At 35.1% G+C, this 26,858-nt stretch carries 24 protein-coding genes; 10 read left to right on the forward strand and 14 right to left on the reverse strand.

Translation table 11 applies throughout. The features are described 5' to 3' along the window. Positions 1 to 37: 37 nt before the first annotated feature. The 3 genes from ACZZZI_RS06580 to ACZZZI_RS06590 all read right to left on the reverse strand — a co-directional run bounded on the left by ACZZZI_RS06580 (position 38) and on the right by ACZZZI_RS06590 (position 4,234). Positions 38 to 1,213 carry an acetyl-CoA C-acyltransferase gene (locus ACZZZI_RS06580; RefSeq protein WP_316764780.1) on the reverse strand — a complete coding sequence of 392 codons (1,176 nt, stop codon included), beginning with the start codon at positions 1,211 to 1,213 and terminating at the stop codon, positions 38 to 40. A gap of 179 nt (positions 1,214 to 1,392) precedes the next feature. After that, on the reverse strand, positions 1,393 to 3,798 hold the full coding sequence (locus ACZZZI_RS06585; RefSeq protein WP_463488986.1) for a 3-hydroxyacyl-CoA dehydrogenase NAD-binding domain-containing protein: 2,406 nt from the start codon (positions 3,796 to 3,798) through the stop codon (positions 1,393 to 1,395). A 1-nt stretch (position 3,799) separates the two neighbouring features. Further along, on the reverse strand, positions 3,800 to 4,234 hold the full coding sequence (locus ACZZZI_RS06590) for a MarR family winged helix-turn-helix transcriptional regulator (RefSeq protein ID WP_316764786.1): 435 nt from the start codon (positions 4,232 to 4,234) through the stop codon (positions 3,800 to 3,802). Between the two features lie 125 nt (positions 4,235 to 4,359). On the opposite strand from ACZZZI_RS06590, the gene ACZZZI_RS06595 reads away from it, so the two are divergent. After that, positions 4,360 to 5,334 carry a hypothetical protein gene (locus tag ACZZZI_RS06595; protein ID WP_344765693.1) on the forward strand — a complete coding sequence of 325 codons (975 nt, stop codon included), beginning with the start codon at positions 4,360 to 4,362 and terminating at the stop codon, positions 5,332 to 5,334. Between the two features lie 53 nt (positions 5,335 to 5,387). Here ACZZZI_RS06595 and ACZZZI_RS06600 read toward each other — a convergent pair whose 3' ends face one another. The 3 genes from ACZZZI_RS06600 to ACZZZI_RS06610 form a co-directional block, all read right to left on the reverse strand. Continuing rightward, positions 5,388 to 6,710, reverse strand: coding sequence for a DUF6089 family protein (locus tag ACZZZI_RS06600; RefSeq protein ID WP_316764790.1), 1,323 nt, complete (start codon positions 6,708 to 6,710; stop codon positions 5,388 to 5,390). 96 nt (positions 6,711 to 6,806) lie between these two features. After that, complete coding sequence (gene ggt, locus ACZZZI_RS06605) at positions 6,807 to 8,525, reverse strand: gamma-glutamyltransferase (RefSeq protein ID WP_463488987.1); 1,719 nt, start codon at positions 8,523 to 8,525, stop codon at positions 6,807 to 6,809. Further along, a complete protein-coding gene (locus ACZZZI_RS06610) occupies positions 8,497 to 10,272 on the reverse strand; it encodes an AMP-dependent synthetase/ligase (RefSeq protein WP_463488988.1) in 1,776 nt (591 codons plus the stop codon). Before ACZZZI_RS06610 ends, ggt begins: the two co-directional genes overlap by 29 nt. Before the next feature lie 263 nt (positions 10,273 to 10,535). Between ACZZZI_RS06610 and ACZZZI_RS06615 the strand changes: the two genes are divergently transcribed. Continuing rightward, on the forward strand, positions 10,536 to 11,003 hold the full coding sequence (locus tag ACZZZI_RS06615) for a hypothetical protein (protein WP_463488989.1): 468 nt from the start codon (positions 10,536 to 10,538) through the stop codon (positions 11,001 to 11,003). A gap of 82 nt (positions 11,004 to 11,085) precedes the next feature. Here the strand turns inward: ACZZZI_RS06615 and ACZZZI_RS06620 are convergent, their stop codons facing one another. Continuing rightward, the gene (locus ACZZZI_RS06620) at positions 11,086 to 12,915 is read right to left on the reverse strand and encodes a M61 family metallopeptidase (RefSeq protein ID WP_463488990.1); all 1,830 of its coding nucleotides are present in this window, start codon (positions 12,913 to 12,915) and stop codon (positions 11,086 to 11,088) included. Between the two features lie 352 nt (positions 12,916 to 13,267). Here ACZZZI_RS06620 and ACZZZI_RS06625 point away from each other — a divergent pair, with 352 nt between their 5' ends. From ACZZZI_RS06625 to htpG, 6 genes are all read left to right on the forward strand, one after another. Then, positions 13,268 to 14,371: an efflux RND transporter periplasmic adaptor subunit gene (locus ACZZZI_RS06625; RefSeq protein ID WP_316764803.1), complete on the forward strand. Its 1,104-nt coding sequence runs from the start codon at positions 13,268 to 13,270 to the stop codon at positions 14,369 to 14,371. A 2-nt stretch (positions 14,372 to 14,373) separates the two neighbouring features. Then, a complete protein-coding gene (locus ACZZZI_RS06630) occupies positions 14,374 to 17,481 on the forward strand; it encodes an efflux RND transporter permease subunit (RefSeq protein WP_344765681.1) in 3,108 nt (1,035 codons plus the stop codon). Between the two features lie 7 nt (positions 17,482 to 17,488). Beyond that, positions 17,489 to 18,802 (forward strand): TolC family protein, encoded by a 1,314-nt coding sequence (locus ACZZZI_RS06635; RefSeq protein WP_316764808.1) that lies wholly within the window; start codon positions 17,489 to 17,491, stop codon positions 18,800 to 18,802. Positions 18,803 to 18,818: 16 nt separating this feature from the next. Then, positions 18,819 to 19,682 carry an N-acetylglucosamine kinase gene (locus ACZZZI_RS06640; protein ID WP_316764810.1) on the forward strand — a complete coding sequence of 288 codons (864 nt, stop codon included), beginning with the start codon at positions 18,819 to 18,821 and terminating at the stop codon, positions 19,680 to 19,682. Between the two features lie 103 nt (positions 19,683 to 19,785). Further along, a complete protein-coding gene (locus ACZZZI_RS06645; RefSeq protein WP_316764812.1) occupies positions 19,786 to 20,175 on the forward strand; it encodes a response regulator in 390 nt (129 codons plus the stop codon). Positions 20,176 to 20,652: 477 nt separating this feature from the next. Next, the gene (gene htpG, locus ACZZZI_RS06650) at positions 20,653 to 22,539 is read left to right on the forward strand and encodes a molecular chaperone HtpG (protein ID WP_463488991.1); all 1,887 of its coding nucleotides are present in this window, start codon (positions 20,653 to 20,655) and stop codon (positions 22,537 to 22,539) included. Positions 22,540 to 22,661: 122 nt separating this feature from the next. Here htpG and ACZZZI_RS06655 read toward each other — a convergent pair whose 3' ends face one another. Further along, positions 22,662 to 23,156, reverse strand: coding sequence for a type I restriction endonuclease (locus ACZZZI_RS06655; protein ID WP_316764814.1), 495 nt, complete (start codon positions 23,154 to 23,156; stop codon positions 22,662 to 22,664). A gap of 398 nt (positions 23,157 to 23,554) precedes the next feature. Here ACZZZI_RS06655 and ACZZZI_RS06660 point away from each other — a divergent pair, with 398 nt between their 5' ends. Next, positions 23,555 to 24,295, forward strand: a complete 741-nt coding sequence (locus ACZZZI_RS06660) for a LytR/AlgR family response regulator transcription factor (protein WP_269417051.1) — start codon at positions 23,555 to 23,557, stop codon at positions 24,293 to 24,295. 198 nt (positions 24,296 to 24,493) lie between these two features. On the opposite strand, the gene ACZZZI_RS06665 is transcribed toward ACZZZI_RS06660, so the two are convergent. The 6 genes from ACZZZI_RS06665 to ACZZZI_RS06690 are packed head-to-tail and all read right to left on the reverse strand — an operon-like array spanning position 24,494 to position 25,430. After that, positions 24,494 to 24,640 (reverse strand): hypothetical protein, encoded by a 147-nt coding sequence (locus tag ACZZZI_RS06665; protein ID WP_344765673.1) that lies wholly within the window; start codon positions 24,638 to 24,640, stop codon positions 24,494 to 24,496. An 11-nt stretch (positions 24,641 to 24,651) separates the two neighbouring features. Then, positions 24,652 to 24,798: a hypothetical protein gene (locus tag ACZZZI_RS06670; protein ID WP_344765673.1), complete on the reverse strand. Its 147-nt coding sequence runs from the start codon at positions 24,796 to 24,798 to the stop codon at positions 24,652 to 24,654. Between the two features lie 11 nt (positions 24,799 to 24,809). After that, positions 24,810 to 24,956 (reverse strand): hypothetical protein, encoded by a 147-nt coding sequence (locus tag ACZZZI_RS06675; protein WP_344765673.1) that lies wholly within the window; start codon positions 24,954 to 24,956, stop codon positions 24,810 to 24,812. A gap of 11 nt (positions 24,957 to 24,967) precedes the next feature. After that, a complete protein-coding gene (locus ACZZZI_RS06680; protein WP_344765673.1) occupies positions 24,968 to 25,114 on the reverse strand; it encodes a hypothetical protein in 147 nt (48 codons plus the stop codon). Between the two features lie 11 nt (positions 25,115 to 25,125). Next, positions 25,126 to 25,272, reverse strand: a complete 147-nt coding sequence (locus tag ACZZZI_RS06685) for a hypothetical protein (protein ID WP_344765673.1) — start codon at positions 25,270 to 25,272, stop codon at positions 25,126 to 25,128. Between the two features lie 11 nt (positions 25,273 to 25,283). Continuing rightward, complete coding sequence (locus tag ACZZZI_RS06690) at positions 25,284 to 25,430, reverse strand: hypothetical protein (protein WP_344765673.1); 147 nt, start codon at positions 25,428 to 25,430, stop codon at positions 25,284 to 25,286. A gap of 302 nt (positions 25,431 to 25,732) precedes the next feature. Between ACZZZI_RS06690 and ACZZZI_RS06695 the strand changes: the two genes are divergently transcribed. Beyond that, entirely contained in the window at positions 25,733 to 26,848 is a 1,116-nt protein-coding gene (locus tag ACZZZI_RS06695) for a sensor histidine kinase (protein ID WP_463488992.1), read from the forward strand. The last annotated feature ends 10 nt before the right edge of the window (positions 26,849 to 26,858 follow it).

Raw genomic sequence — 26,858 nt, forward strand, 5'->3', positions numbered from 1 at the left:
TTCGTACCTCGCAATGACGATATAACGAATAAATTGCCTACAAAAGCTCAAAAATACCTGCTGCGCCCTGCCCTGTACCTACACACATGGTAACCATACCATATTTTTTATTCTGTCTTTTTAGTTCGTTCATCATTTGTACTGAAAGTTTAGCCCCCGTACATCCAAGCGGATGACCCAAAGCAATTGCTCCTCCATTTACATTGATGATGTCAGGATTTAAATCCAATGTTCTGATAATTGCTAAAGATTGTGAAGCAAAAGCCTCGTTCAATTCAATTAAATCAATATCGTCTTGTTTTAACCCCGCTTGTTTTAATGCTTTCGGAATTGCCTCAATCGGACCTATCCCCATAATCCTTGGCGGAACACCAGCCACTCCATAACTTACTAACCTCGCGATTGGCTCTGCATTTAATTCTTTCATTTTCTTTTCAGAAACCACCAAAACAAATGCTGCGCCGTCAGAAGTTTGCGATGAATTACCTGCTGTAACACTTCCAACCGCATCAAAAACTGGTTTCAATTTTGCCAGTTTTTCTAAAGTCGTATCAGCACGCGGACCTTCATCTGTATCCACTACATAAGAACGCGTTTTCTTTTTCAAGTTCTCATCCAGGTAATTTTCATTCACTGTAATGGGCAAAACACCATCTTTCAAATGACCATTTTTAATAGCCTGAATCGCCTTTTCATGAGATTTCAAAGAAAACGCATCCTGGTCTTCGCGACTCACGTTATATTCTTTTGCAACGGCTTCGGCAGTTAAACCCATCCCCCAATACCAATCTGGATTGTTCTTGGCAACCTCAGCATTCGGTACTAATTTCCAGCCACCGAAAGGCATTCCACTCATCACTTCCACACCGCCAGCAATAATGCAATCGGCCATTCCAGCTTTAATTTTCGCAACTGCAGTCGCAATCGTATCTAAACCCGATGCGCAATAACGGTTTACAGTAACACCTGGAACTTTGTCCGTATCCAAGCCCATCAGCGAAATCATACGGGCAATATTTAAGCCCTGTTCTGCCTCTGGTGTAGCATTACCTACAATTACATCGTCAATTTGTTCCTTATCTAAATTCGGAACCGACGCCACCAAAGCTCTAATCACTTCTGCAGCTAAATCATCAGCTCTCGTAAAACGGAATACGCCACGGGGCGCCTTGCCCACTGCTGTACGATATCCGGCTATAATATATGCTTCCATTTTATTTAGTATTTCTTATGGCGCTAGCCAATATTATCTTTTTATTATACGCATTTTCCTGACTCTTGCCGTCATTGCGAGGCACGAAGCAATCTTAATGCAATAGAAAAACCCTTAGTTGTAAGATTGCTTCGTACCTCGCAATGACGAAGTGGCTAAGCAAACCTCATATCTACTACCTAATTCCTTAACGGTTTCCCCTTGGTTATAATCGATTGAATCCGTTCTAAAGATTTTCGCTCACCCGCAAGTGATAAAAACGCTTCTCTTTCCAAGTCCAATAAATATTGCTCGCTTACTTCTGTAGGAGACGATAAATCGCCACCACACATTACATAACCTAATTTTTCAGAGATTTTTTTATCGTGTTCAGAAATGAAATGCCCAGCATACATACTATTTGCACCAGCGTAGACAATTCCTAAACCTTGCTTACCCAATACTTTAATATCTGTACGTTGAACTGGTTTTGTATAACCAGCATCAGCCAATTCAATTGCCTTTGCTTTTGCATCGGCCAATAAACGGTTGCGGTTCATCGAAATAGAGAATTTATCTTTTTGTAAATAACCCAATTCGTAAGCCTCATAACCAGAAGTAGAAACTTTCGCCATACCAATCGTTAAGAAACGCTCTTTCAAAGCATTTTGAACAATCTGATCGTCCTTGTATTCATCAGAAGCACGTAAAGCGAATTCTTTGGTTCCACCTCCACCTGGAATTACTCCAACACCGAACTCAACCAAACCCATATAGGTTTCAGCCGATAACTGAACATGGTCTGCATGTAAGCTAAACTCACAGCCACCGCCTAAAGTTAAATTGTGTGGCGCAACTACAACAGGAATTGATGAATAACGAATGCGCATCGAAGTGTTTTGGAACATTCTGATGGCCATATTCAACTCATCCCACTCCTGCTCAACCGCCATCATGAAAATCATACCCACATTGGCACCAGCAGAGAAATTTGCACCGTCGTTACCGATTACTAAGCCACGGTAATCTTTCTCGGCCATATCGATAGCTTTATTAATTCCAGAGATGACATCCCCACCAATGGTATTCATTTTGGTATGGAATTCTACATTCAGAATGCCATCGCCTAAATCAATAATCGAAACACCAGAGTTTTTCCAAAGGGTTTTATTCTCGCGGATATTATCCAGAATGATAAACTCATCGGTTCCTGGTAAAGCTTTGTAAGATTTTGTTGGAATATCATAATACTTCTTAACACCACCTTCTACTTTGTAAAATGCATCATTTCCAGCATCAAGCATTTCCTGAACCCAAGCCGCAGCTTTATTTCCGTACTGCTCCATTCCCTCAATCGCTTCTTTCACACCAACGGCATCCCAAAGCTCAAACGGACCAAGTTCCCAACCAAAACCTGCACGCATCGCGTCATCAATACGATACAATTCGTCAGAAATCTCAGGAATCCGATCTGATACATATTCAAATAAACCGAAAGAAGAATGGCGGAATAATTCGCCCGCTTTATCTTTTCCTTTGGCGAAAATCTTCATGCGTTCACGAAGATTTTCAACAGGCTTGGTCATTTCTAAAGTAGCCGATTTTACCTTTTGCTGAGGTTTATATTCTAAGGTTTTTAAATCCAACGCAAGGATTTCGGTCTTTCCTTCAGCAGTTTTAGTTTTTTTATAGAAACCCTGTTTGGTTTTATCACCAAGCCATTTGTTCTCCTCCATTTTTTTAACATACTCAGGAAGTTTAAACAGCTCATGCGCTTTATCTTCAGGACAATTATCATATAGTCCTTTAGCTACCTTAATCATGGTATCCAAACCAACCACATCCGAAGTACGGAAAGTTGCCGATTTCGGTCTGCCCAAAGCTGGACCAGTGAATTTATCAACTTCTTCAACAGTTAAATCTAGTTTTTCAACCAAATGTAGCAGTGCCATTATGGAATAAACCCCAACTCTGTTTGCAATAAAAGCAGGCGTATCTTTACATAAAACCGTGGTTTTACCTAAAAATTTATCTCCGTAATGCATCAAGAAATCAACAATCTCAGGTTTGGTATGTGGCGTTGGAATAATCTCCAATAATTTTAAATAACGAGGCGGATTAAAAAAGTGTGTTCCGCAGAAATGCGCTTTAAAATCTTCACTTCTACCCTCGGCCATTAAATGAATTGGAATACCCGAAGTGTTAGAAGTAATTAATGTACCAGGTTTACGGAATTGCTCCACCTGTTCGAAAACCTTTTTCTTAATGTCTAAATTTTCGACTACCACTTCAATCACCCAATCAAAGGCGGCAATTTTCGGCATATCATCGTCGAAGTTCCCCGTCTTAATTTTGTTTAATACTTTTTTAGAATAAACTGGAGATGGATTTGTTTTAACAGCAGTTTGCAAAGCTGTATTAACAATTCGATTTTTTACTACCAGATTATCTAATGCTAGTCCTTTTGCCTGTTCTTCTGGGCTTAGTTCTTTCGGAGCAATATCTAAAAGCAAAACCTCTACACCAATATTGGCGAAGTGGCATGCAATACGCGACCCCATAATACCTGAACCTAAAACGGCAACTTTATTAATGCTTCGTTTCATATTAATCAACAGTATATGCTACAGTTATATCATTTAATTTTATCAACAATGTGATGAAAGTTTCTTTTTCCTTTTTAGAAAAATGTTCATCAAGATATTCATTGAACTTTCGAACAACGCCTTTGGCTAATTGTTTCTTTTCCTTCCCAAAATCAGTTAGAAACACTTTTACTGAACGTTTATCTCCTGCAGAAGTTTCGCGATAAATAAGCTTGGCATCTTCCATATTATTTAACATGCGAGAAAGACTTGTTGCTTTAACACCAAGCAACGCAGCTAAGTTCGAAACTGCTGTGCCATCAACATCATCAATATTAATAAGCATATAACCAATTGCCTGTGTAATACCAAAGCCTGCAGCCATTTGGTTGTACTTATTAAACATGTTTTGCCAGGCAAACTTAACGTGATAATCTAATGTTTGTTGTTGCTTCATTTGGTTAAATTTATTATGCTTGCATAACAAAGCTAATGAATGTATTTTGTTAATGCAATAGCAAAATGAAGAATTTTTGTCAAAAGATTCTTATAATTGAACTGCACAAATGAAAACACTTAGCTATGCTACTTATAAAAAAAATATTATTAATTTTTCCTGTTCTCCTAATCGGCGTAATTTGCAAAGGCCAGGTTTCTTATTTTGGAATTGAGGCAGCGCAAAAAGCAAAACTAGATGGTTTTAAAACAACCACCACACTTTTCACATTACAATATAACGATTATCCGGAATTGGAAAAATTTAATGAAGCGATTAAAAAAGTTTGGACAATTACTCCTTTTAAAATAATTAAGCCTAATGAACTTGCGAAATACGATATAGCTTCTTCCAGCTACTCGTTATTTTATTTTGATGGTTATAGCGAAACTATCGATAACTCCACAAACGTAAACGTTTTTTATGCCCTAAAACTCATTACTCCTTCAGAAAAACCTAAGCAAAAAGAAGAAAGCATATTAGCCACAATAAACTTATCAACCGATGCTTTTACAGATTTACTTGTTAAAGAAATAAGTGGAAGAATGGCTGCAAGAAGAGGGCCTAAATCCGATCTTTTAAATCAATTATACAACAACTCGAAGTTTTACAATTGGTCGCCTGGCTTTTTAGCTGGTTATTTAAAACAGATAAATGATGGATTAAATACGCAAAGAAGTCAATACTTAGATTTTCAATTTTACAATAAAACACGGTTACCTCAACTTTCAAAAGAAACCTTATATGTACCCGAGTATATTAGGCAGCTATTCAGTCTTGCCCGTTCTACTGGGACAAAAAATAATAACAATGAGGTTGCCCAGGAGCCATACACCTACAAGTTAAAATTTGCTTCTTATTCTGAAATGGATAGTTTAATTTTAAACAAAAACACACCAATTAAATACCTAATATACACACAACGCTCTAACGATAAGATCATTAGTGTTTATGATAGCAAGGATAGTCAAATTATTTATCAAAAATTCGTCCCTCAGTCTACAAATTTTGAAATGAACGATTTAATCGAGATCAAAAAGATTATCAAATCTATTCCATAAAAAAAGCGATGTCGATTAAATCGACACCGCTTTTGCAATATATTTTAAACTGACTAGTAAAGCGTAAACTCTACACGGCGGTTTTTCTGACGACCAGCTGCAGTTTTGTTTGATGCAATTGGCTGACCCATTCCGTAACCTGTAGCTTCGATACGAGATGCATTAGCACCTTGAGCAACTAAGTAAGCTTTTACAGATTCTGCTCTAGCTTTAGATAAACGTAAGTTTAATTCTTTTGAACCAGTGTTATCTGTATGACCTGCTAATTTCAAGCTGAAGTTTTTCTGAACTAATAAAGCTGCAACTCTGTTTAACGATGCAAAAGATTTAGCACGAATAGTAGCTTTGTTTAAATCGAATTCTAAGTTTTTAATTGCTTCATTAACAACTTTACGATCTTCTTCTGTAACAACAACTTTTTCAACAACTTTTTCTGGAGTTTTTAAAGGACAACCAGAACCATCTACTACAGTACCTGAAGGTGTTCCAGGGCATTTATCTAATTTATCAGCAACGCCATCACCATCTGTATCTTTCAACAAATCAGCCATTTCTGAACGCAATTTTGCATTTTCAGCTTTTTGAGCATCTAAATCGCCTTTTAATGCGTTTGCAGCATTTTTAGCAGCTAAAGCCTCATCATAAGTTGCTGCAACTGGATTATGGAAAGCTAATTGTTTTCCTTTACCTAATGCAAACTCTAAACCAGCATAAGCATAGTTGTATTTATCGTTATTTCCGTTTTTATATAACCCATCTAAGTTATCTCCATCAACAAAGTTGATAGTCCAACCTAAATCGATATTAACACCATCAGATACTTTAAATTTAGCACCTAAACCAACTGGAATAATTAATTCGCTAATTGCTTTACCACCAGCATAAGCAGATGTTCCACCTGCCGTAGTAACAGTTGGTTTGTAACCTGCTAAACCAGCACCAACAGATGTATAAAGCTGAATTGCATTTTCCTTTTTAAACATATCGATATTAAACATATTAACAACCGCATTTAAGCTTGCTGAATAGTTTAATTTAGTATCGAAAGCAGAAACAGTACTTGTGTTAGTGAAACCACTATCATAAGCTTCGGTATTATCACCTTTTAATTTACCTGCAACTCCATCCAAACGAAGAGAGAAATAATTTGTAATTTGTTTTTTGATATACAATCCGTAACCAAAACTAGTTTTGTTATTACTGAAGTCGTTTCTTCCACCTAGCGGAGAAAGTGGGGTTAACGCTCCTGCGTTTACACCAATAGACCAAGTTCTGAACTGGGGTGTTGTTGTTGCTGGTTCCTGAGCCATAGCAGCAGTACCTACAAATAAACCGGCTAATGCTACCGGCAAGGATTTAAATAAATTTAATTTCATATCTTTTCTAATTAACGTTAACAAGCGTCACACACCTCTAACAACTGTCATACCAAAAAGATTTTTATTAGAAAATAATTTTAAACTTATCAACAATTAGTAACCAATTGCTTTATCATCGCCTCGTGGATCTGCACCTCCCTGATAAGACCCCCACTTTGTTTTCAAAATCGCATCTACCCTTCCAATGGCACCACGGGGAACAATTTTATAACCTTTAGCTTTTAGTTTTTCAGTAGTTAAACTATCCAGAGCGTCTTTTTCTGCATACACTTCGTCTGGCAACCATTGGTGATGGAATTTTTTAGCCGCAACAGCTGATTGCATAGGCATTTCAAAATCTATAACATTTATAATTGTTTGAAACACAGAAGTTATTATCGTCGAGCCACCTGGCGTACCAACCACCATAAATAATTTATTATCTTTTTCTACTATACTTGGCGTCATCGAACTCAGCATCCTTTTATTTGGCGCAATAGCATTAGCCTCACCGCCGACTAAACCATACATATTTGGCGCTCCAGGTTTAACAGAAAAATCGTCCATTTCGTTATTCATCAGAAAACCAGCACCTTTAACAGCTACAAAAGAACCATAAGAGCCATTTAAAGTTGTAGTAATTGAAACGGCATTTCCATCTTTATCTACAATTGAGAAATGCGTTGTTTCTTCGTGTTCCTTACCCTTAACAACGCCAGCTAAAACAGAACTACTTGGAGTTGCTGTTGTCCAGTTGAAAGTAGACATTCTATTTTTATTGTAATCTGCACTTAGCAATTCGTTTTGAGGAACGGCATAAAAATCAGGATCTCCTAAATGCGTTGCTCTGTCTGCATAAACCCGTCTTTCTGCCTCTACAATTACCTGAACTGTGGAATCTGAGTTATGACCCCATTTTTTTAGGGGATAAGGTTCGACAGATTGCAACAGTTGTACCAATGCAATTCCCCCACTTGAAGTTGGAGGCATGGTAATAATTTTATATCCTCTATAGGTTCCTGTAACTGGTTTACGCCAAACAGAGTGATAATTTTTTAAATCTTCTTTTGTAATTAAGCCTTTACCTTTTTGCATTTCGACTACTATAGAATCGGCTACGTTGCCTTCATAAAAACCAGCTCTCCCCTTTTCCTGAATTAATTTTAAGGTATTGGCTAACTCGTTTTGAACCAACAAATCATTTTCCTTCCAAGTTGATTCAAGATTAACAAACGCAGTACCCTGAGGGTTAAATTTCATAAAATTTCTATGCATATTATTTAACTCACTAGCTTGGAGTTTTGTAATAGGAAAGCCGTTTTGAGCTAAATCAATAGCTGGTTGGATAACTGCTGCCCAACTTAATTTACCATATTTTTTATGCGCTTCAACCATTCCATCAACTGATCCGGGAACACCAGAAGCAAGTTGACCATATAAACTCTTAGGCACTATAGGATTTCCAACAGAATCAAGATACATATCTCTGCTTGCATTTGCTGGAGCCTTTTCTCTAAAATCGAGTGCACTGATTTCGCCCTTTGATGAGCGGTAAACCATAAAACCACCACCACCTATATTACCAGCATTTGGATAAACTACGGCCAAAGCAAACTGAACTGCAACCGCAGCATCAACGGCATTACCACCTTTTTTTAGAATTTCTATACCAACTTCTGAAGCTTTGGGATGGGCAGAAACAACCATGCCGTTTTTGTATTCGCCACTATTATTTTTACCTAGCTGACCGCTAACGCAGCCAGATATTAAACAGACAACTAAAAAATAGCTTAAAAAAGAAATACTAATTTGGCGCTTTGTAATCTTCTGCATCTTTATAAATTTTTTCAATTACACTGTTATTTTTTTCAGTAATTACTTTTCGTTTTAAACTTAACTTTGGCGTTAATTCGCCACCATCAATACTCCATTCTTTTGGCAAAAGCGCAAAGCGTTTAACTTGCTCCCATTTACCAAAATCAACTCCTGCCACATCTATTACCTCTTTGTATTTAGCTAAAACTTGTTCGTTTTTAATAATTTCTTCGTTTGATGTAAAGGTTATTCCTTTTCTTCCAGCCCAGGTTTTCAACGTTTCAAAATTAGGCACAATTAAAGCTGATGGAAATTTTCTGTTTTCGCCTAAAACCATTATCTGTTCAATAAAAATAGACTCTTTGTATTTATTTTCGAGCATTTGAGGCGCAACATATTTACCTCCCGCAGTTTTAAACATTTCCTTTTTGCGATCTGTAATTCTCAAAAAACGGCCATCAACCAATTCACCAATATCGCCAGTATGGAACCATCCGTCGCTATCGATAGCTTCTGCGGTTAAATCAGGTCGGTTGTAATAACCTTTCATTACCTGATGTCCTCGGGTTAAAACTTCTCCATCCTGTGCAATTTTAACTTCAACCCCTTTAATTACTTCACCAACCGAACCGAACATTGTTCCTCCGAAATGATTAACCGTAATAACAGGAGAGGTTTCTGTTAAACCATATCCTTCAAAAACAGGCATACCTGCTGCCCAAAAAATCCTTGCCAACCGCGGATTTAAAGCAGCACCACCCGAAACAATTACCACGATTTCTCCGCCCAATGCTTCCTGCCATTTTTTAAATACAAGCTTACGGGCAATTCCCAATTTAAAATTATACCAGGCGCTTGCATCCGTTGTGTATTTCTCTGCCAAAGCAACCGACCAAAAGAAAATTCCTTTCTTAATTCCAGTAAGCGCCTTGCCTTTCTCCATAATTTTATCGTAAACCTTTTCCAATAACCGCGGAACCGTTGAGAAGGAATTAGGTTTAACATGTTGAATATCGGCTACAATTGTATCCATACTTTCTGCATAATAAACAGAAGTACGATTAAATAGATACAGATAGATAATCATGCGTTCAAATATATGAGACAACGGAAGAAAGCTCAATCCCTTGTTTACCCCTTCTGGCATTACAACCGAAGAGTTTACAAAATTTGCGACAAGATTATCGTGTGTTAACATTACGCCTTTAGGTGTTCCTGTTGTACCAGAAGTATAAATTAAGGTAAGAATATCTTCAGGCTGAATTTCATCACGGTATTCATCGAGGTTAATTTCGGAACTACTTTTCCCTTCCTCGGTAAGCTTTACCCAGTTATCAACTTCATTAACTTCGTTGAACGTGTATATCTTTATTTTCGGGTTAACCGCTTCGACATTTGGTTTAACTTTTTTATACAAATCTTCATCTGCAACAAATATGATTGATATTTCTGCATCTTTTAATATAAATTGGATATCATGATCGGCCAGCGTTGGATAAAGTGGAATTTGATAAGCTCCAATTTGATTTGCGGCAAAATCGGCAATATTCCATTCGGGCCTGTTATGAGACATTACTGCAACACGCCCTCCTTTTCCAATTCCCTGACTTATTAAACCACGACTTAAATTATCAGTTACTTCGCAAAACTCTGCTGTACTATAATTTATCCATTTGCCGTTTATTTTTCCGTTTATGAATTCTTGCTGAGGTTGCTCAAGGCTATATTTTAAGAGATCGAAAACTCGTTTAATTGCTGCAGCCATATGATTTGTAATATTTGGTTAAGTTAAAAAAATCAAACAATAAAAGATGTAAATCTTTAATGCCTATTCATCAAAAAAAGTTTTTATCCAGCATAAAAAAGCCTTTACAATTTCGATAAAAAATATTTTAATAAACTTAGCAATAACAAAATTACTATGCAAGCATTGTTTTTATCTAATAAGATTTTTACCTAAAAAACAGAAACGGCACTAAAGTTGTTAAGGCTGTAATACTTTAAAAAAACATTATAAATCTTTAGATTATGAAAAAATTACTTTTTACTATTTTTGGATGCGCAGCGTTATTTGCTTTGACTACAACAAATGTTAAAGCTCAAAACTATAAAACAGGCGTAGGTTTAGGTATCGATTTTGGTGACGGTGCAACTTTAGTCGGTCCATCTTTAAGACATCATTTTAGCAGACATGGAGCAGTACAAGGAGAGGTTCTATTTGGTGGCAACTCAACTTTCATACAAGCATTTTTACAATACAACACACCAATTAAAGGAGCAGAAGGCCTAGACTTTTTTGCAGGTGGTGGTCCATCTTTACAACTTTATGATGGAGGTTCTAGCTTCTATTTAGTTCCAATGGCTGGGCTTGATTACAAAATTAAAGGCGCACCATTAGCTATTGCATTAGACTGGAGACCACGTATATATCTTGGCGATAATGGAAGCGATTTTAGTGCTGGCAGATTTGGTTTAGGCTTCAGATATACTTTCTAGGCTTTGAAAGCAACACATTAAAATAAAAAATCCCGCTAGCAAACCTAACGGGATTTTTTGTATTATATAATTAACGAACTGGTTAAATACCCATCCATTTTTTAAGTACAGCCTTTTGTGCTGCTGAAGCATTCTCATCAATAGTAGCTTTTAAGCGTAAACTTGGATTTGCCTTCAATGTTAAAGTAATCTCTCTTTCAATTCCATCACGCTTTACCTTGAGCTTTAAAACATCACCAATATTCTTTTTCGAAACAACTGGTAAAGATTCTAATGAAACAGCTGGTGTGCGTAATTTAATTGTAGATAATGCATCTCCAACTGAAACATCATCAAGCGAAATAATTACATCGTTTACATTAAGTCCAGCATCCCAAGCTGCAGAGCCTCTTGTGGTAGAGCTAACAGATAAACCATCATTTACCAATTGTGCTGCTGCGCCTGTAACAGGCTTATCTGGTGTTGCATTTTCTGTAGAAACATTAACACCTGCATATCCGAAATACTTAACATATTCTGCATCAACAACGCCATTTACATACTTTGCCCAAAAATCGGTAAAACTAATCCCCGATATTTTTTCAACCATTGTTTTAAATTCGGCATCTGTATAACCGCGTTTTAAAGTTTTGCATTGCAAATACATCGCTTTCATTACATCATCTAAACTTTTTGCTCCTTTTGTTGCATTGATAATTTCTAAATCCATCAAAATACCAATTACTTCGCCTTTGCTGTAGTAAGAAATAGAGTTGTTTTTTGAGTTTTCATTCGGACGGTAACCTATAATCCATGCATCGTAGCTAGATGAAGCTGCAGACTGAACTTTTGCACCTGGAGTATTTAATACTGTTGCAGTTGCAGCAGCTAAACCATTTACAAATCCATTAGGATCTTCAAAACCTGCTCTTAAAATATATTTATTTTCGAAGTATGATGTAAAACCCTCTGCCACCCAAAGATTTGTAGTGTAGTTTTCATTATCGTAATCAAATGGACCTAAAGCTACAGGACGTAAGCGTTTAACATTCCACAAGTGATGATACTCATGCGCTACCAAACTTAAAAAGCCTTTATAACCTGCCGCTGTATTATATGCATTTCTTGTTGCACCTAACGTAGTTGAATTTAAATGTTCTAAACCACCGCCACCACGGTTAAAGTTGTGCACGATGAATAAGTAATATTTATTAGGGTTTTCGCCATAAACTGCGGTAGCTTGCTCTACAATTTTGGCCATATCAACCTTCAATTTTTCTTTATCATAATTACCACCACCATACATTGCAACCTCATGGCGAACACCAGATGCCATAAACTCAAATGTATCTTGATTACCAACTTCAATCGGACTATCGTATAACCAATCAAAATCTGGTGCTGAATAAGTAAATTGTTTCCCAGCAACAGGTGTTAAACCTGTAGATACCTTACTCCATGTTTTAAAGGGAATAATTTTTACCGTACTAGGTGATTTAATCATCCCGTCTGGATGCATAAAAATTCCTGTTGGAGACAAAAACGCATGGGATTCATCAATAAATGGTGTGCGAACAGAAATTTCAAAAGCATAAATACTATAATTTATCTTAACATTATTTGCTTTTGCTGAGAAAACTCTCCAGGTGTTTTTCCTAACTTTTTCTACTCTTAAAGCTTTCCCAGACGCTGAAGCGGTAAAGCCCTCAACACTTTTTTCAAACTCGCGGACTAAATAAGAGCCTGGCGTCCATACGGGCATTTTCACATCAATATAATCTTTCGCCAATCCCGAAATGTTCATTTGAACATCAGCATAATGTGCCTGAGGTTCTTTAAAGGAAACCTCGAAACCTATCTTAACTTGCGCCTTCGCTGCCATAATAGATATTAGTAATACTACTAAACTTAAAATCGATTTTTTAATAAACATATTTAGTTTGTTTTGCCACAAATTTATATTTTATGGTCATTGATTAAAATTAAATTATAAAATGTGCTGTAAAATAGTTGTGAAGTTTTAAACTTAAGCACCAAATTGCTGTCGATACTTTATAAGTAACTGTTTCCTCCTTAAATAATTGTTTTATAAGCTGCAATTAAATAAAATTATAAATAATGGATAGGACAATACTACTTAACTAATGGCCAATAACCTATTAACTGATAAACGAATGAGTAACATCCTTAATACAACAATTTTATGCATGAACTTTTGAATATTTTTACAAGCCCTTTTGGAATTTTCATCTATTAACACGCTCAACAGGGGAATATAAACACAAATGAAAAAAAGATACATTATTTACATTGTTTTAGCTTTAGGGCTTGCCTATTTGGTTTACTACCGAATTAATGCAAACAAAAAATTAGAAGGTAAAGGCGCTGGCGCATCAGCTGGGCAAGGAAAAGGCAACAAAGGCGGGAAAGACGGAAAATCTGCTCCAGCTACCACAGTTGATGGTATAATTGTTAAATTATCGAAATTTGATACAGATTTAGAAGTTACTGGAGCTGTAGAAGCAAACGAATCGGTGGTACTTAAAAGTGAAGTTTCTGGTTTAGTAACTGGAATCTACTTTAAAGAAGGAACAACGGTTTCTAAGGGCAGCGTTTTAGTAAAGGTTAACGACAGAGACATTCAGGCACAATTGCAGGATGCTTTAACGAAGCAAAAACTTTCGGCTACAAACGAAAACAGAGCTAAGCAGCTTTTAGAAAAAGGCGCTATCAGTCAGGAAGAATATGATACTTCTTTAGCAGATTTAAGGTCGTTCCAATCTCAGGCTAATTTAGTAAGAGCACAATTAGCAAAAACCACAATTCGTGCGCCGTTTAGTGGCCGTATTGGTTTACGAAGCATATCAGCAGGAACATATTTAACACCAGCTACGGTAATTGCAAATCTGATAAGCACAAATCCTGTTAAGATTACATTCTCTGTACCAGAAAAATATGCGGCACAAATAAAAATAGGTTCCGAAATCACATTTGCAACTGAAGGTTCGGCAAAACAAAATACAGGTAAAATTTACGCCATAGAACCAGGTATAAATGCAGCGACACGTACCTTGCAAATTAGGGCTTTAGCTAAAAACGAGGATAATGCTTTACTTCCAGGCTCATTTGCTAAAATAAAGCTTGCATTAACTACAATGGAAAATGCTATTCTTATCCCCAATCAAGCAGTAATCCCTGTGTTGAAAGGTAAAATTGTTTATGTCCAAAAAGATGGTAAAGCACAAGAAGTACAGGTTCAGGCGGGCACCAGAACTGATGAGAATATTGTAATTACATCAGGCTTAAAAGCTGGTGATACTGTTTTAACAACTGGCTCTATGTCGTTAAAGAAAGATGCACCTGTTAAAGTTCATTTGGTTAAAGAATAATTATGAGCATTTCGACCACGAGTATAAAAAGGCCTGTTCTTGCCATAGTTATGAACCTCTTGATTGTCCTTTTTGGGATAATCGGGTATAACTTTTTGGGGGTTCGCGAGTATCCATCTATTGATCCAACTGTTGTTTCTGTGAGAACATCTTATCCAGGTGCAAACTCAGATATTATCGAATCGCAGATTACCGAACCATTAGAAAAATCTATTAACTCAATTGATGGTATTCGTAATATATCATCATCAAGTAATCAGGGAACAAGTAATATTACAGTAGAATTTAACCTCGATAAGAATATTGAAGAGGCTACAAATGATGTTCGCGATAAGGTTTCGCAAGCAGCAAGAACACTTCCAAAGGATATTGATGGTTTACCAACAGTGAGCAAGGCTGATGCAAACTCTGATGCAATTCTTTCTATGACCATTCAGAGTGATAAAAGAAACACCCTTGAATTGAGTGATTTTGCAGAAAATGTAATTGCAGATCGTATTCAAACCATTCCTGGTGTAAGTAGTGTTCAAATTCAAGGCCAGCGAAAATATTCTATGCGTATTTGGATGGACCCCAATAAGCTGAGTGCTTATGGTTTAACATCACAAGATATTGTTACCGCACTGGATAATGAGAATGTAGAACTTCCATCGGGTAAAATTACTGGCGCAACAACAGAATTAACAGTTAAAACACTTGGAAAACTAACCAATGAAGAGCAGTTTAATAATCTAATTTTAAAAGCCGACAGCAACCAGGTTATTAAGCTAAAGGATGTTGCCAATGTTGTACTTGGCTCGGAGAACGAAGAAACCATTTTAAGAGAATCGGGTAAACCGATGGTGGCAGTGGCAATTGTACCGCAGCCAGGTGCAAATTATCTGGATATTACCAAAGAATTTTATAAGCGTTTTGATAAGCTCAAAGCAGATATACCTAAGGATATTAAGTTAAATGTTTCTTTGGATAATACACTTTTCATTAAGCGGTCGGTTACCGAAGTTGCAGAAACCATTGGTTTATCGCTGGTTTTGGTAATCTTAATTATCTATCTTTTCTTTAGAGATTGGGGAATTGCTTTCCGACCGTTAATCGATATTCCAGTTTCATTAATCTTCACCTTTTTTGTGATGTACATTTTCGGTTTCTCGATTAATGTATTGAGTTTACTTGCAATTGTTTTAGCAACAGGTTTGGTAGTTGATGATGGTATTGTGGTAACCGAAAATATTTTCAAGAAAGTTGAAGAAGGCATGTCGCCCTTTGAAGCTGCGATTAAAGGCTCCAACGAAATTTTCTTTGCGGTTATTTCAATTTCAATTACCCTTGCTGCAGTATTTTTACCAGTAATATTTTTACAAGGCTTTGTTGGACGCTTATTTAGGGAATTTGGGGTTGTAATTGGAGCAGCAGTATTAATTTCGGCATTTGTATCCTTAACTTTAACACCAATGCTTAATGCCTATTTAATGAAAAAAGGCGGGCATAAACCATCAAAATTCTACAATTGGACTGAACCTTATTTTGTTAAATTAAATGATGCTTACCAAGCAAACCTTAATAAGTTTTTAGATAAAAGATGGTTATCGATACCAATTATTATTGTTTGCATGGGCATGATTTTCTTATTCTGGAAGGTTTTACCAAAAGAAACAGCGCCATACGACGATCGAAGTGCAATTAATATGAATGTAACTTTACCAGAAGGTGCATCTTTTACTTCCACCGATAATTTCATCATGAAGATTAACCAAATGGTTATCGATTCGGTTCCTGAAAAAAATGTTAATATTACAATTACATCTCCAGGATTTGGTGGAGCTGGATCAACAAACTCTGGTTTCGTGAGAATGGGCTTGGTTAATACCGAGGATCGAGAACGTTCGCAAAAGGAAATTGCAGATATGCTTACCCGAATTACGAAAAAATATAGTGAGGGTAAAGTTATCGTTAACCAGCAACCTACAATTTCTGTTGGTCGCCGTGGCGGATTACCCATCAGTTATATTATACAGGCTCAAAATTTCGAGAAACTTCGTGAAAAAGTGCCTTTATTTATGGATGAAGTTGCCAAAGATCCAACTTTTACTGTTTCTGATGTAAACTTAAAATTTAACAAACCCGAAATTAATTTAACAATAGATCGGGATAAGGCAAAAAACCTTGGTGTTTCAATTGCTACAATTGCACAAACTCTAAACCTGGGCTTAAGCGGGCAACGTTTTTCTTATTTCTTTATGAATGGAAAACAATATCAGGTTATTGGCCAGTTTGATAGAACGAATAGAAAAGATCCATTGGATTTGAGCTCGGTTTATGTTAGAAATGATAAAGGAGCATTGGTTCAGTTAGATAATGTAGTTACCGCAAAAGAAGAAAGTAGCCCGCCGCAATTATATAGAAACAATCGTTTTATTTCGGCAACGGTTTCAGCTGGTCTAGCTCCAGGAAAAAGCATTGGCGAAGGTATCGATGCTATGGATGCTATTGCTAAGAAAGTTTTAGATGAAAGTTTTTCTACAGATTTAAGTGGCGAATCACGTGATTTTAAAGAAAGTTCTTCTAATACCTTCTTCGCCTTTGGCTTGGCTTTATTATTAGTTTATTTAATTCTTTCGGCACAATTCGAAAGCTTTAAAGATCCTGTTATAATTATTTTAACTGTGCCAATGGCTGTGGCTGGTGCGTTTTTATCTTTATGGCTATGTGGTCAAAGCTGGAACATTTTTAGCCAGATTGGTACAATTATGTTAATCGGTTTGGTAACCAAAAACGGTATTTTAATAGTAGAGTTTGCCAATCAGCTTAAAGAAAAAGGAGTGCCAATTCCTGAAGCTATTCGCGAAGCTTCGGTTTCTCGTTTAAGGCCAATTTTAATGACCAGCCTGGCTATTGCAATTGGAGCTTTACCTATTGCACTTGCTTTAGGTGCAGCAGCAAAAAGTAGAATGAGTATGGGAACAGTTATCGTTGGCGGAACCATGTTTTCACTAATTTTAACCTTATTTGTTATCCCTGCAATTTACTCTTACTGGGCAAAACCACATAAACCTAACAAAGATTTAAAAGAAGCCGAACGCTTCGAAAAAGAAGCCCTAGAGCATCAATAAAACTGAAATGATTAAAAAAATAAATCTGTTTATATTGTTATTGAGTATTTTTTCTTTTGCATTAAAAGCACAAGAAAAGTTGACTTTGCAAGATGCAATTACTATTGCTATGCAGAATAACTACGATATTAAAATAAGCCAAAACGAAGTAAAAATTGCCAAAAACAATGCTAACATTGGGAATGCTGGTATGCTACCTAATTTAACGGCTACATATTCAAATGGTGGAAGTGTTCAAAATACCCGTCAAACACCTGCAACGGGACCAGATAGGGTGATAACTGGAGCAAAAAGCACAAACAATGATTTAGGTGCCGATTTAAACTGGACTGTTTTTGATGGCTTTAGCATGTTTGCCAATTATGATCGCTTAAAAGAATTACAGAAACAGGGAGAACTAAATGCCCGCCTGGCTATACTTACCACTATTGCTGATGTAATTTCTGCTTATTATGATGTTGTTAGACAACAAAAATTAGTTGTCGCGGCCGACAGCGCTATTGATATTTCTGTTTTCAGAGAAAAAATTGCCAAAACAAAATTGCAGTTAGGCCGTGGTTCTAAACTCGATGTATTAACTGCTCAAGTCGATTATAACACGGATACATCAAGTTATCTTCAACAAAAAAACAATTTACAAGTAGCTAAAGTTCGCTTAAACCAATTATTGGTTAGAAATGTAAATCTCACTTTTTCGGTAGATAATGATATTAATATAGATCAAGCTTTAGTTTATAGCCAGCTGGCAGAATTGGCTGAAAAGCAAAATCCTAATGTGCAAAATGCCTTTATCAACCAAAGAGTTGCATCTTTAAACTTAAAATCGATTAAAGGAGCAAGATACCCTGCTGTGAGTTTAAACTCAGGTTATAGCCGTACGAACAGCACCAGCCCAACGGGTTTTAATCAAAAGTTTGCAGCTAATGGTTTTACCTATGGCTTAACAGCTAGCTTAAATATTTTTAATGGCTTTTTGCAAAGGCAACAAGAACGAAATGCCAAAATCGATATCGAAAATTCTTCGTTAAACTTAGAGAAAACAAAGCTTGATGTTAGCTCACAATTACTTACTGCATTCCAAAATTACAGTACCTTTTTGGATTTAGTTAAACTCGAACAAAGAAATGTTGATATTGCAAAAGAGAATCTTGATATAACTTTGGCAAAGTATCGTTTGGGAAGCATCGCTCCTATTGAATTGAGAGAAGCACAAAGAAACTCTATTAATGCTCAAAACCGTTTTATAGAGATGCAGTTTCAAGCAAAATTAGCAGAAATCACTTTAAAAGAAATAAGCGGAAATATAAATTTATCTAATTAATTTTTATATTTATTCCATGATACTCGTAGCAGATAGTGGCTCCTCTAAAACTGATTGGATGGGTTATTTTAATGGTGAAACTATTAAGTTTAACACTCAAGGCATAAACCCCTACTTTTTAAATGAACAAGAGATTAGTCGAATAATTTTTAAAAATGAAGTTATAGCACCACTTGCTAAAGAAGTTAAAGAAATCTATTTTTTTGGTGCGGGCTGTTCTTCTCCAGATAAACATGAAGTTGTTTCAAACGGTTTATCGGCTGTTTTTACAAATGCTTTTATTTCTGTAGAGCACGATCTTCTTGGTTCTGTTTATGCTACCTGTGGCGATTCTGAAGGACTTAATTGCATTTTAGGTACAGGCTCTAACATTTGCTACTTTGATGGAAAAAAAATTCAAGACGGCCACCATGGCTTAGGCTACGTTTTAGGCGATGAAGGATCAGGTACGTTCTTCGGTAAGAAGGTTTTGCTAAGTTATTTGTATAAAAAAATGCCAGCAGAACTAGAATCAGAATTTAAAAAAACCTTTCCTGCAGAAAAAGAACAAATCATTACAAACGTTTATCAGAAACCATTCCCAAATATTTACCTTGCTGGCTTTAGCAGATTTTTAGCCAATAATTACGAACATCCTTTCATTCATGATATTCTAAAAAAGGGCTTTCAGGAATTTGTCGATACCAATATAAAAGACTATCCAAATCACAAAGCCGTTCCTTGCCATTTTGTAGGTTCAATTGCTTACTATTACCAGGATGTATTAAAAAGCGTGCTGGAAGAAAATGGAATTACCACTGGAAAAATTCTGCAAAAACCAATTGAAGATCTTTTCAATTTTATTTTACAAAAGGAAGGCGTTGTAAAACAAGCTATTTAAGCTAAAGTGGATTATTTTTTATATTAATAAAATCTTAAAAGAATATAAACATAACATCAATCATTTTGTTATTATTACAAAAGCATTTAAATGCTACAAGAATATGAAGAGAATACTGGTCGTAGACGATGATATTGAGGTTTTAGAAACCATACAATTAATACTTGAAATAGGCGGTTTTAAAGTTTCGGCACTTAATAACGGTGAAGAAGTTTTTGATAGAATTGAAAGTTTTAAACCAGATTTAATTCTGCTTGATATTTCGCTTGGTCACATCGATGGTCGTGTACTGTGCGAGCAGTTAAAATCAATCGATGCTACTTCTAAGATTCCAATTTTATTAATTTCGGGCTTGTATGATCCTAAAGATTTTACAACACTTAATTACGGACAGGATGATTTCTTATCTAAACCATTCCAAATGGATGTATTGTTAAAGAAAATCAGTAAAATTCTTTCATTAGAAGAAGATACCTCTTTCCATTTAAATTAATCAGATACAGATTTCAAAATAATTGAATAAGGCAGATTGTTAAAGCAATGTGCCTTTTTTATTTTTGATCAGTTAAAACTAACATCAATAAATTGAAAACATTGATGTTAATATATAAGTTGCTTCCCGATTCATTATCAATACAGATTCCTTGAGATGCTTATTTAAGGAAATTGCTTCTTTATTTAACGCGATGGCTTAAGTTTATAAACCCGATAAAATGGAAAACACGGATTGCATTTTTTTAATGCAAACGGCTTTGGAATGATAGCGGGACTATAAATAGAAATACAGGCCTTGCTTTCCAAAATCAATTTGTGAGAAACAATAAATTAGAAAACTACATCGATTAAGGAGATTGCCGCAGGTATGAAAGCTGGCCTTGCAACGATGAAAGTTAATCTGTCATTTTGGCAAATAAATCGCTTTGGAACAAGCCTTGTTAGGCTAAATGTAGATTAAACAATTTATTTACATATGAGCATACAGGAAAAAGGAAATATATCGATACATACCGAAAATATTTTCCCGATAATTAAAAAGTTTTTATACTCTGATAACGAGATTTTTCTTCGTGAGTTGGTTTCTAACGCGGTAGATGCGGTTCAGAAAATTAAAAGACTAGGTTCATTAGGTCAGTTTAATGGCGAAGTGGGCCAACCTTTGGTACAAGTTGCCGTTGATAAAGAAGCAAAAACCATTACCATTAGCGATAATGGCTTGGGTATGACTGCCGAAGAAATTAAAAAATACATCAATCAGGTTGCATTTTCTGGCGCAAGTGAGTTTGTAGAAAAATTTAAAGATGCAAAAGATGCCAACGAAATCATTGGTAAGTTTGGTTTAGGTTTTTACTCGGCCTTTATGGTTGCAGATTTAGTTGAAATTAATACTCTATCTTACCAGGATGGCGCCGAACCTGCTCGTTGGGTTTGCGACGGAAGTACTGAATTCGAAATTACTGAAGGCACCAAAACTACTCGTGGCACCGATATCATTCTTCATGTAAACAAAGATTCGGAAGAATTTTTAGAAGAATCGAAATTACAGGAGATTCTGGATAAATATGCTAAATTTTTACCTGTTCCAATTAAATTTGGCACTAAAACCGAATCTGTTGAAGACGGTGTTGATGAAGAAGGTAAAGCAAAATATAATGATGTAGAAGTTGATAACATTATCAACACAACTAATCCAATCTGGACGAAAGCTCCTGCTGATTTGTCAGATGAAGATTATTTAAATTTTTACCGCGAATTATATCCATTTAGCGAAGAGCCATTATTCTGGATTCACTTAAATGTTGATTATCCATTCAATTTAACAGGTGTATTGTATTTCCCTAAGTTGAAAAACGACTTCGAAATGCAACGTAACAAAATCAAATTATATTCTCGCCAGGTATTTATTACTGATGAGGTTAAAGATATTGTTCCAGAGTTTTTAATGTTGTTACATGGCGTAATCGATTCGCCAGATATTCCGTTAAATGTATCGCGTAGTTTCTTACAGGCTGATAGCAACGTTAAAAAAATCAACAACTACATTACTAAAAAGGTTGCCGATAAGTTAGCAGAGTTATTTGCCAAAGACCGTAAAGCTTACGAAGATAAATGGAAAGACATTGGTATTTTTGTAAAATACGGAATGATTAGCGAAGAGAAATTTTACGATAAAGCTAAAGATTTTGCATTACTTGGAAACACAAAAAACGAGCTTTTCACTTTGCCAGAATACAAAGAAAAAGTTGCACCATTACAAACCGATAAAAACGGAAGTGTAGTTTATTTATACACTAATGATGCTTCTAAACAAGATGCTTTTATTCAATCGGCTAATAAAAAAGATTACGATGTTTTAGTTCTAGATTCGCCAATTGATAACCATTTTATTCAGCAATTGGAGCAAAAACTTGAAAAAACATCAATCAAACGTGTTGATTCGAGTGTAGCTGATAAACTGATTGACAAAGATGAGGTTAATGAGCACATTTTAAGCGAAGAACAGGTAAAAGAAGTAACTACAATTTTCGAAAAGGCGATCACTAAACCAGGTATGCAGGTAGAAATTGTGGCTTTAAACCCAGATGAACTACCAGTAACGATTACGATGGATGAATTTATGCGTCGTATGAAAGACATGGCTGCGATGGGTGGTGGAATGGGCTTCTATGGCCAAATGCCAGATAGTTATAAAGTTGCTATTAATGGTAACCATAAGTTGGTAAGCAAAATTTTAAAAGCAGAAGGCGAAGAGCAAAGTAACCTAGCTAAACAAGCTGTCGATTTAGCCTTATTAGCACAGGGCATGCTAACTGGAGCAGAATTAACTGCTTTTGTAAGTAGAAGTGTTGAGTTAATTTAATTAACAACAATTTTTATATTAAAAAAGGAGAAACTCATAAGGTTTCTCCTTTTTTTGCTTGTTAAGCAAAAAAAGGTTCTAATTTACATTAGAACCTTTTTTATATCTCTTTTATAAAAAACTTAACTTGCTACATTTTGCTTAACATTAAAGTAATCTTTATGCTCTTCCAACAATTTCGCAATTGTAGCCGCTTTTGTATCTTTAATATTAAATTCGAATAAGGGCTCTTGATTTTTTTTACTTCTAACCATTTTTTCAGTGTAGAATCGGTAAACTAAACCATTTGTTAGTAAGCCATATTTAGCTTTAGTTTTACGGAAATATTTTGATAAACGAGAATCATGAATATCAAGGCTATCTTCGTGATGCTTACACTCTACCAAAATGGCTGGTTCGCCATCTTTCATAATTGTGTAATCAACTTTTTTACTTTTTTTAACACCGAAATCTAAAACAGCCTCTGATTGTACTTCAGATGGATTGAAAACATCGTAGCCCAATATCTGGATAAAAGGCATAACCAATGCATTTCTAGTTAAATCTTCTGATTGAACTTGAGGAAGCATTTTCTTAATTCTAACGGCAAATTGCCCGATTTCGTCTTTAAGTTCCATGTTAATTATGTTTTTTTTAGGTGCTTGTAGCTTGGTAATCTTATTGTTTAAACATAAAACATCAGCTAGTTTTTAAAATCCCGATGTGTGTATGACCTGCAAATTTGTTTTTACAGGCTACACAAACATTGGGCAGGCAGATGTTTTTTAACTAAAAATCGGATACAATATATATATCGCAACCTCTTTTTAATTATTCGTTTTTGGCAAACAGTAATAAAGATTAAAAAAGGATTAAAATATAAGTTAGTTTTTTACACGAACCTGTTGAAATATTACACCAAACCAGAAGATTTTAGCCATAAAAGCAAAAAAAGATTTTTTATACAGGTATATGAAGAAGTTCTTTTTTTAGCTAACTTGCATTCAAATCATTCCAAACACACTTAGTAAACATCATGAATTTAAAATGCGTTGTTATTGACGATGAACAACATGCTATCGAGGTATTAACTGACCACATAGCGGAAATGCCCGGTTTAACTGTGTTTAAAACTTTCACAAGTCCGGTGCAGGCACTTACTGAAATTAGCGTAGGCGATGAGATTGATTTGTTGTTTATGGATATTGATATGCCCGGAATAAATGGTTTAGAACTTGCTAAAAATATTAGAGAGAAAGCTAAATACCTTATTTTCACTACAGCGCATCCAGATTACGCATTACAGGCTTTCGATGTTCAGTCAGATCAATATCTGCTTAAACCAATTTCATTCGCCAAATTTGCATTGGGCATTGATAGAATTTTGAAGAAAGAAGCTAATAACGCCAAAAATGCGGCTAAAGAAGCGGATCAGGTTGCAGCACTTTATATCAAAGGCGACCATAAATATGCTTTCTCGAATATTTTAATTGATGATATTTTATATATCAGGGCCTTGCAGAATTATATTCAGATAATTACAAAAACCGAAACCAACACAACTTATCTTACTTTAAAGGAAATTGAAAAGGCTTTAGAGAATCACGCATTTATTCGTGTTAACAAATCAAATATCGTTGCTAAAGCAGCCATTAAAAAAGTTGACGGCAATATTATTAGATTGGTAAATAACGAAATGATTCAGATTGGGGAAGGCTATAAAGAAGCTTTTTTCGCCTATATACAAAGTAGCTTGTTAAAATCTGGTAGAAGTTAGTACTACTTGTTAAAGATGTTTGACATTGACGATTGTGTCAATAAAACAGAATTTGCAGTTGGATCCGTGCTGAAAGAATTTTGAGCTTTTACATTTTTATAAACAAATGCGATATTCTTTTTCAGTTTGCTAATGTTATTGGTTTTCATACTGCTATTTATCAAATAATTTCGACAATTACTAAATTATTTTTAATAATTATTTATTGAAGATGTTTGACATCGAAGATTGAGTGATTAAAACAGAATTTGCAGTCGGATCAGTACTAAAATTGTTTTGACCTTTTACATTTTTGTAAACAAATGCTGTGTTCTTTTTTAATTTGATGTTATTTTGAGTTTTCATGGTAGCAGTTATTATTTGTTGAAGATGTTTGACATTGAAGATTGAGTGATTAAAACAGAGTTTGCAGTCGGATCAGTACTAAAGTTGTTTTGACCTTTTACATTTTTGTAAACAAATGCTGTGTTCTTTTTTAATTTGATGTTATTTTGAGTTTTCATGGTAGCAGTTATTATTTGTTGAAGATGTTTGACATCGAAGATTGAGTGATTAAAACAGAGTTTGCAGTCGGATCAGTACTAAAGTTGTTTTGACCTTTTACATTTTTGTAAACAAATGCTGTGTTCTTTTTTAATTTGATGTTATTTTGAGTTTTCATGGTAGCAGTTATTATTTGTTGAAGATGTTTGACATCGAAGATTGAGTGATTAAAACAGAATTTGCAGTCGGATCAGTACTAAAGTTGTTTTGACCTTTTACATTTTTGTAAACAAATGCAGTGTTCTTTTTTAATTTGATGTTATTTTGAGTTTTCATGGTAGCAGTTATTATTTGTTGAAGATGTTTGACATTGAAGATTGAGTGATTAAAACAGAATTTGCAGTCGGATCAGTACTAAAGTTGTTTTGACCTTTTACATTTTTGTAAACAAATGCAGTGTTCTTTTTTAATTTGATGTTATTTTGAGTTTTCATGGTAGCAGTTATTATTTGTTGAAGATGTTTGACATTGAAGATTGAGTGATTAAAACAGAATTTGCAGTCGGATCAGTACTAAAGTTGTTTTGACCTTTTACATTTTTGTAAACAAATGCAGTGTTCTTTTTTAATTTGATGTTATTTTGAGTTTTCATGGTAGCAGTTATTATTTGTTGAAGATGTTTGACATTGAAGATTGAGTGATTAAAACAGAGTTTGCAGTCGGATCAGTACTAAAGTTGTTTTGACCTTTTACATTTTTGTAAACAAATGCTGTGTTCTTTTTTAATTTTGTTGTGTGTTGCGCTTTCATATTATATATAGATTATTTTAAATTATTGTTGTTTTGATTAACTGTTGTAAAGGTGCGGCGAAATCGAAGCGACTCCGAAATTTTTACACAAACCCACTGTTTTAGGAGATAAACTCCATATTTTAGTAGATAAAACCCATTTAAATGAACTTTCAAAAAATAAAAGACTGGTATAATAAAAACCATATACATGTTAAAGCCTGGGCTTTTTTTATTCTTTACGATGTTTTTATTACTGGAATTGCATCTGGCGGAAGATGGGGATACATAGAATTTTACTTACTCCATTATGTTATGAATATTTCTTTGTTTTACTTCCATGCATTTGGAATAAACAAAATTCTTCAGAGTAATTTTAGAGCGAAATACTGGTTTATTATTCCTTTTGTTCTATTGGAATTAATCGCTTACATGGCCATTGCATTCCCAAGTGAATACCTCATTACATCAACGGTTCTTGCAACCAAATTCAAAGAAAAATTAGTCTTCAATGAACTTTATATAATGAGATCCGTATGGAGGTCGCTTTATTTCATTGGTTTTAGTACAGGATATGTATTTCTTTTAAACTCTTTAAAGGAAAGAAAAAGAGTACAAAAGCTTGAAAAGCAAAACCTTGTAAATACGATTGAAAAACAGGCTTTAGAAAACGACTTGGTTCAATCTCAGAACAATTTTTTACGTAGCCAAATCAACCCGCACTTCTTGTTTAATACCTTAAATTTTATTTATAATGATGCAAGAAAGAAAGCCCCTTTAGCTGCAGATGCAATCATGAACTTATCAGAAATGATGCGTTATGCTTTGAAACGGCCTGAAGCATCAGAATTAGTTCCGTTAAGCGAGGAAGTAGAGCAAATAGAGCATTTGATCAACTTACACAAACTTCGTACGGCTAATACCATTAACTTTGATTTAGAGGTAACTGGCGACTTGTTTGGCCTCCGCTTTCCTCCATTAATATTACTTACATTGGTAGAAAACATGTTCAAACATGGTAATATTGCACATTCTAGTCAGCCATCAGTGGTACAAATTAATTACGATAAAAGTAGTTTGAATATAACCACAATCAATATGATTAATGAGGTCAAAAAGAAGGAATCAGAAAGCCATCATGTTGGTATCGAAAACATTGATAAACGCTTAAATAACTTCTATAAAGATAAATACTCATTTAAATTCTATAAAGACCCGCTTAACAGATACTTTACAGAAATAAAAGTTGAGATAGACAACCCAATGGCTGGTTTAAATTAGAATGTTGAAC

The sequence above is a fragment of the Pedobacter sp. AC190 genome, assembly GCF_979258025.1.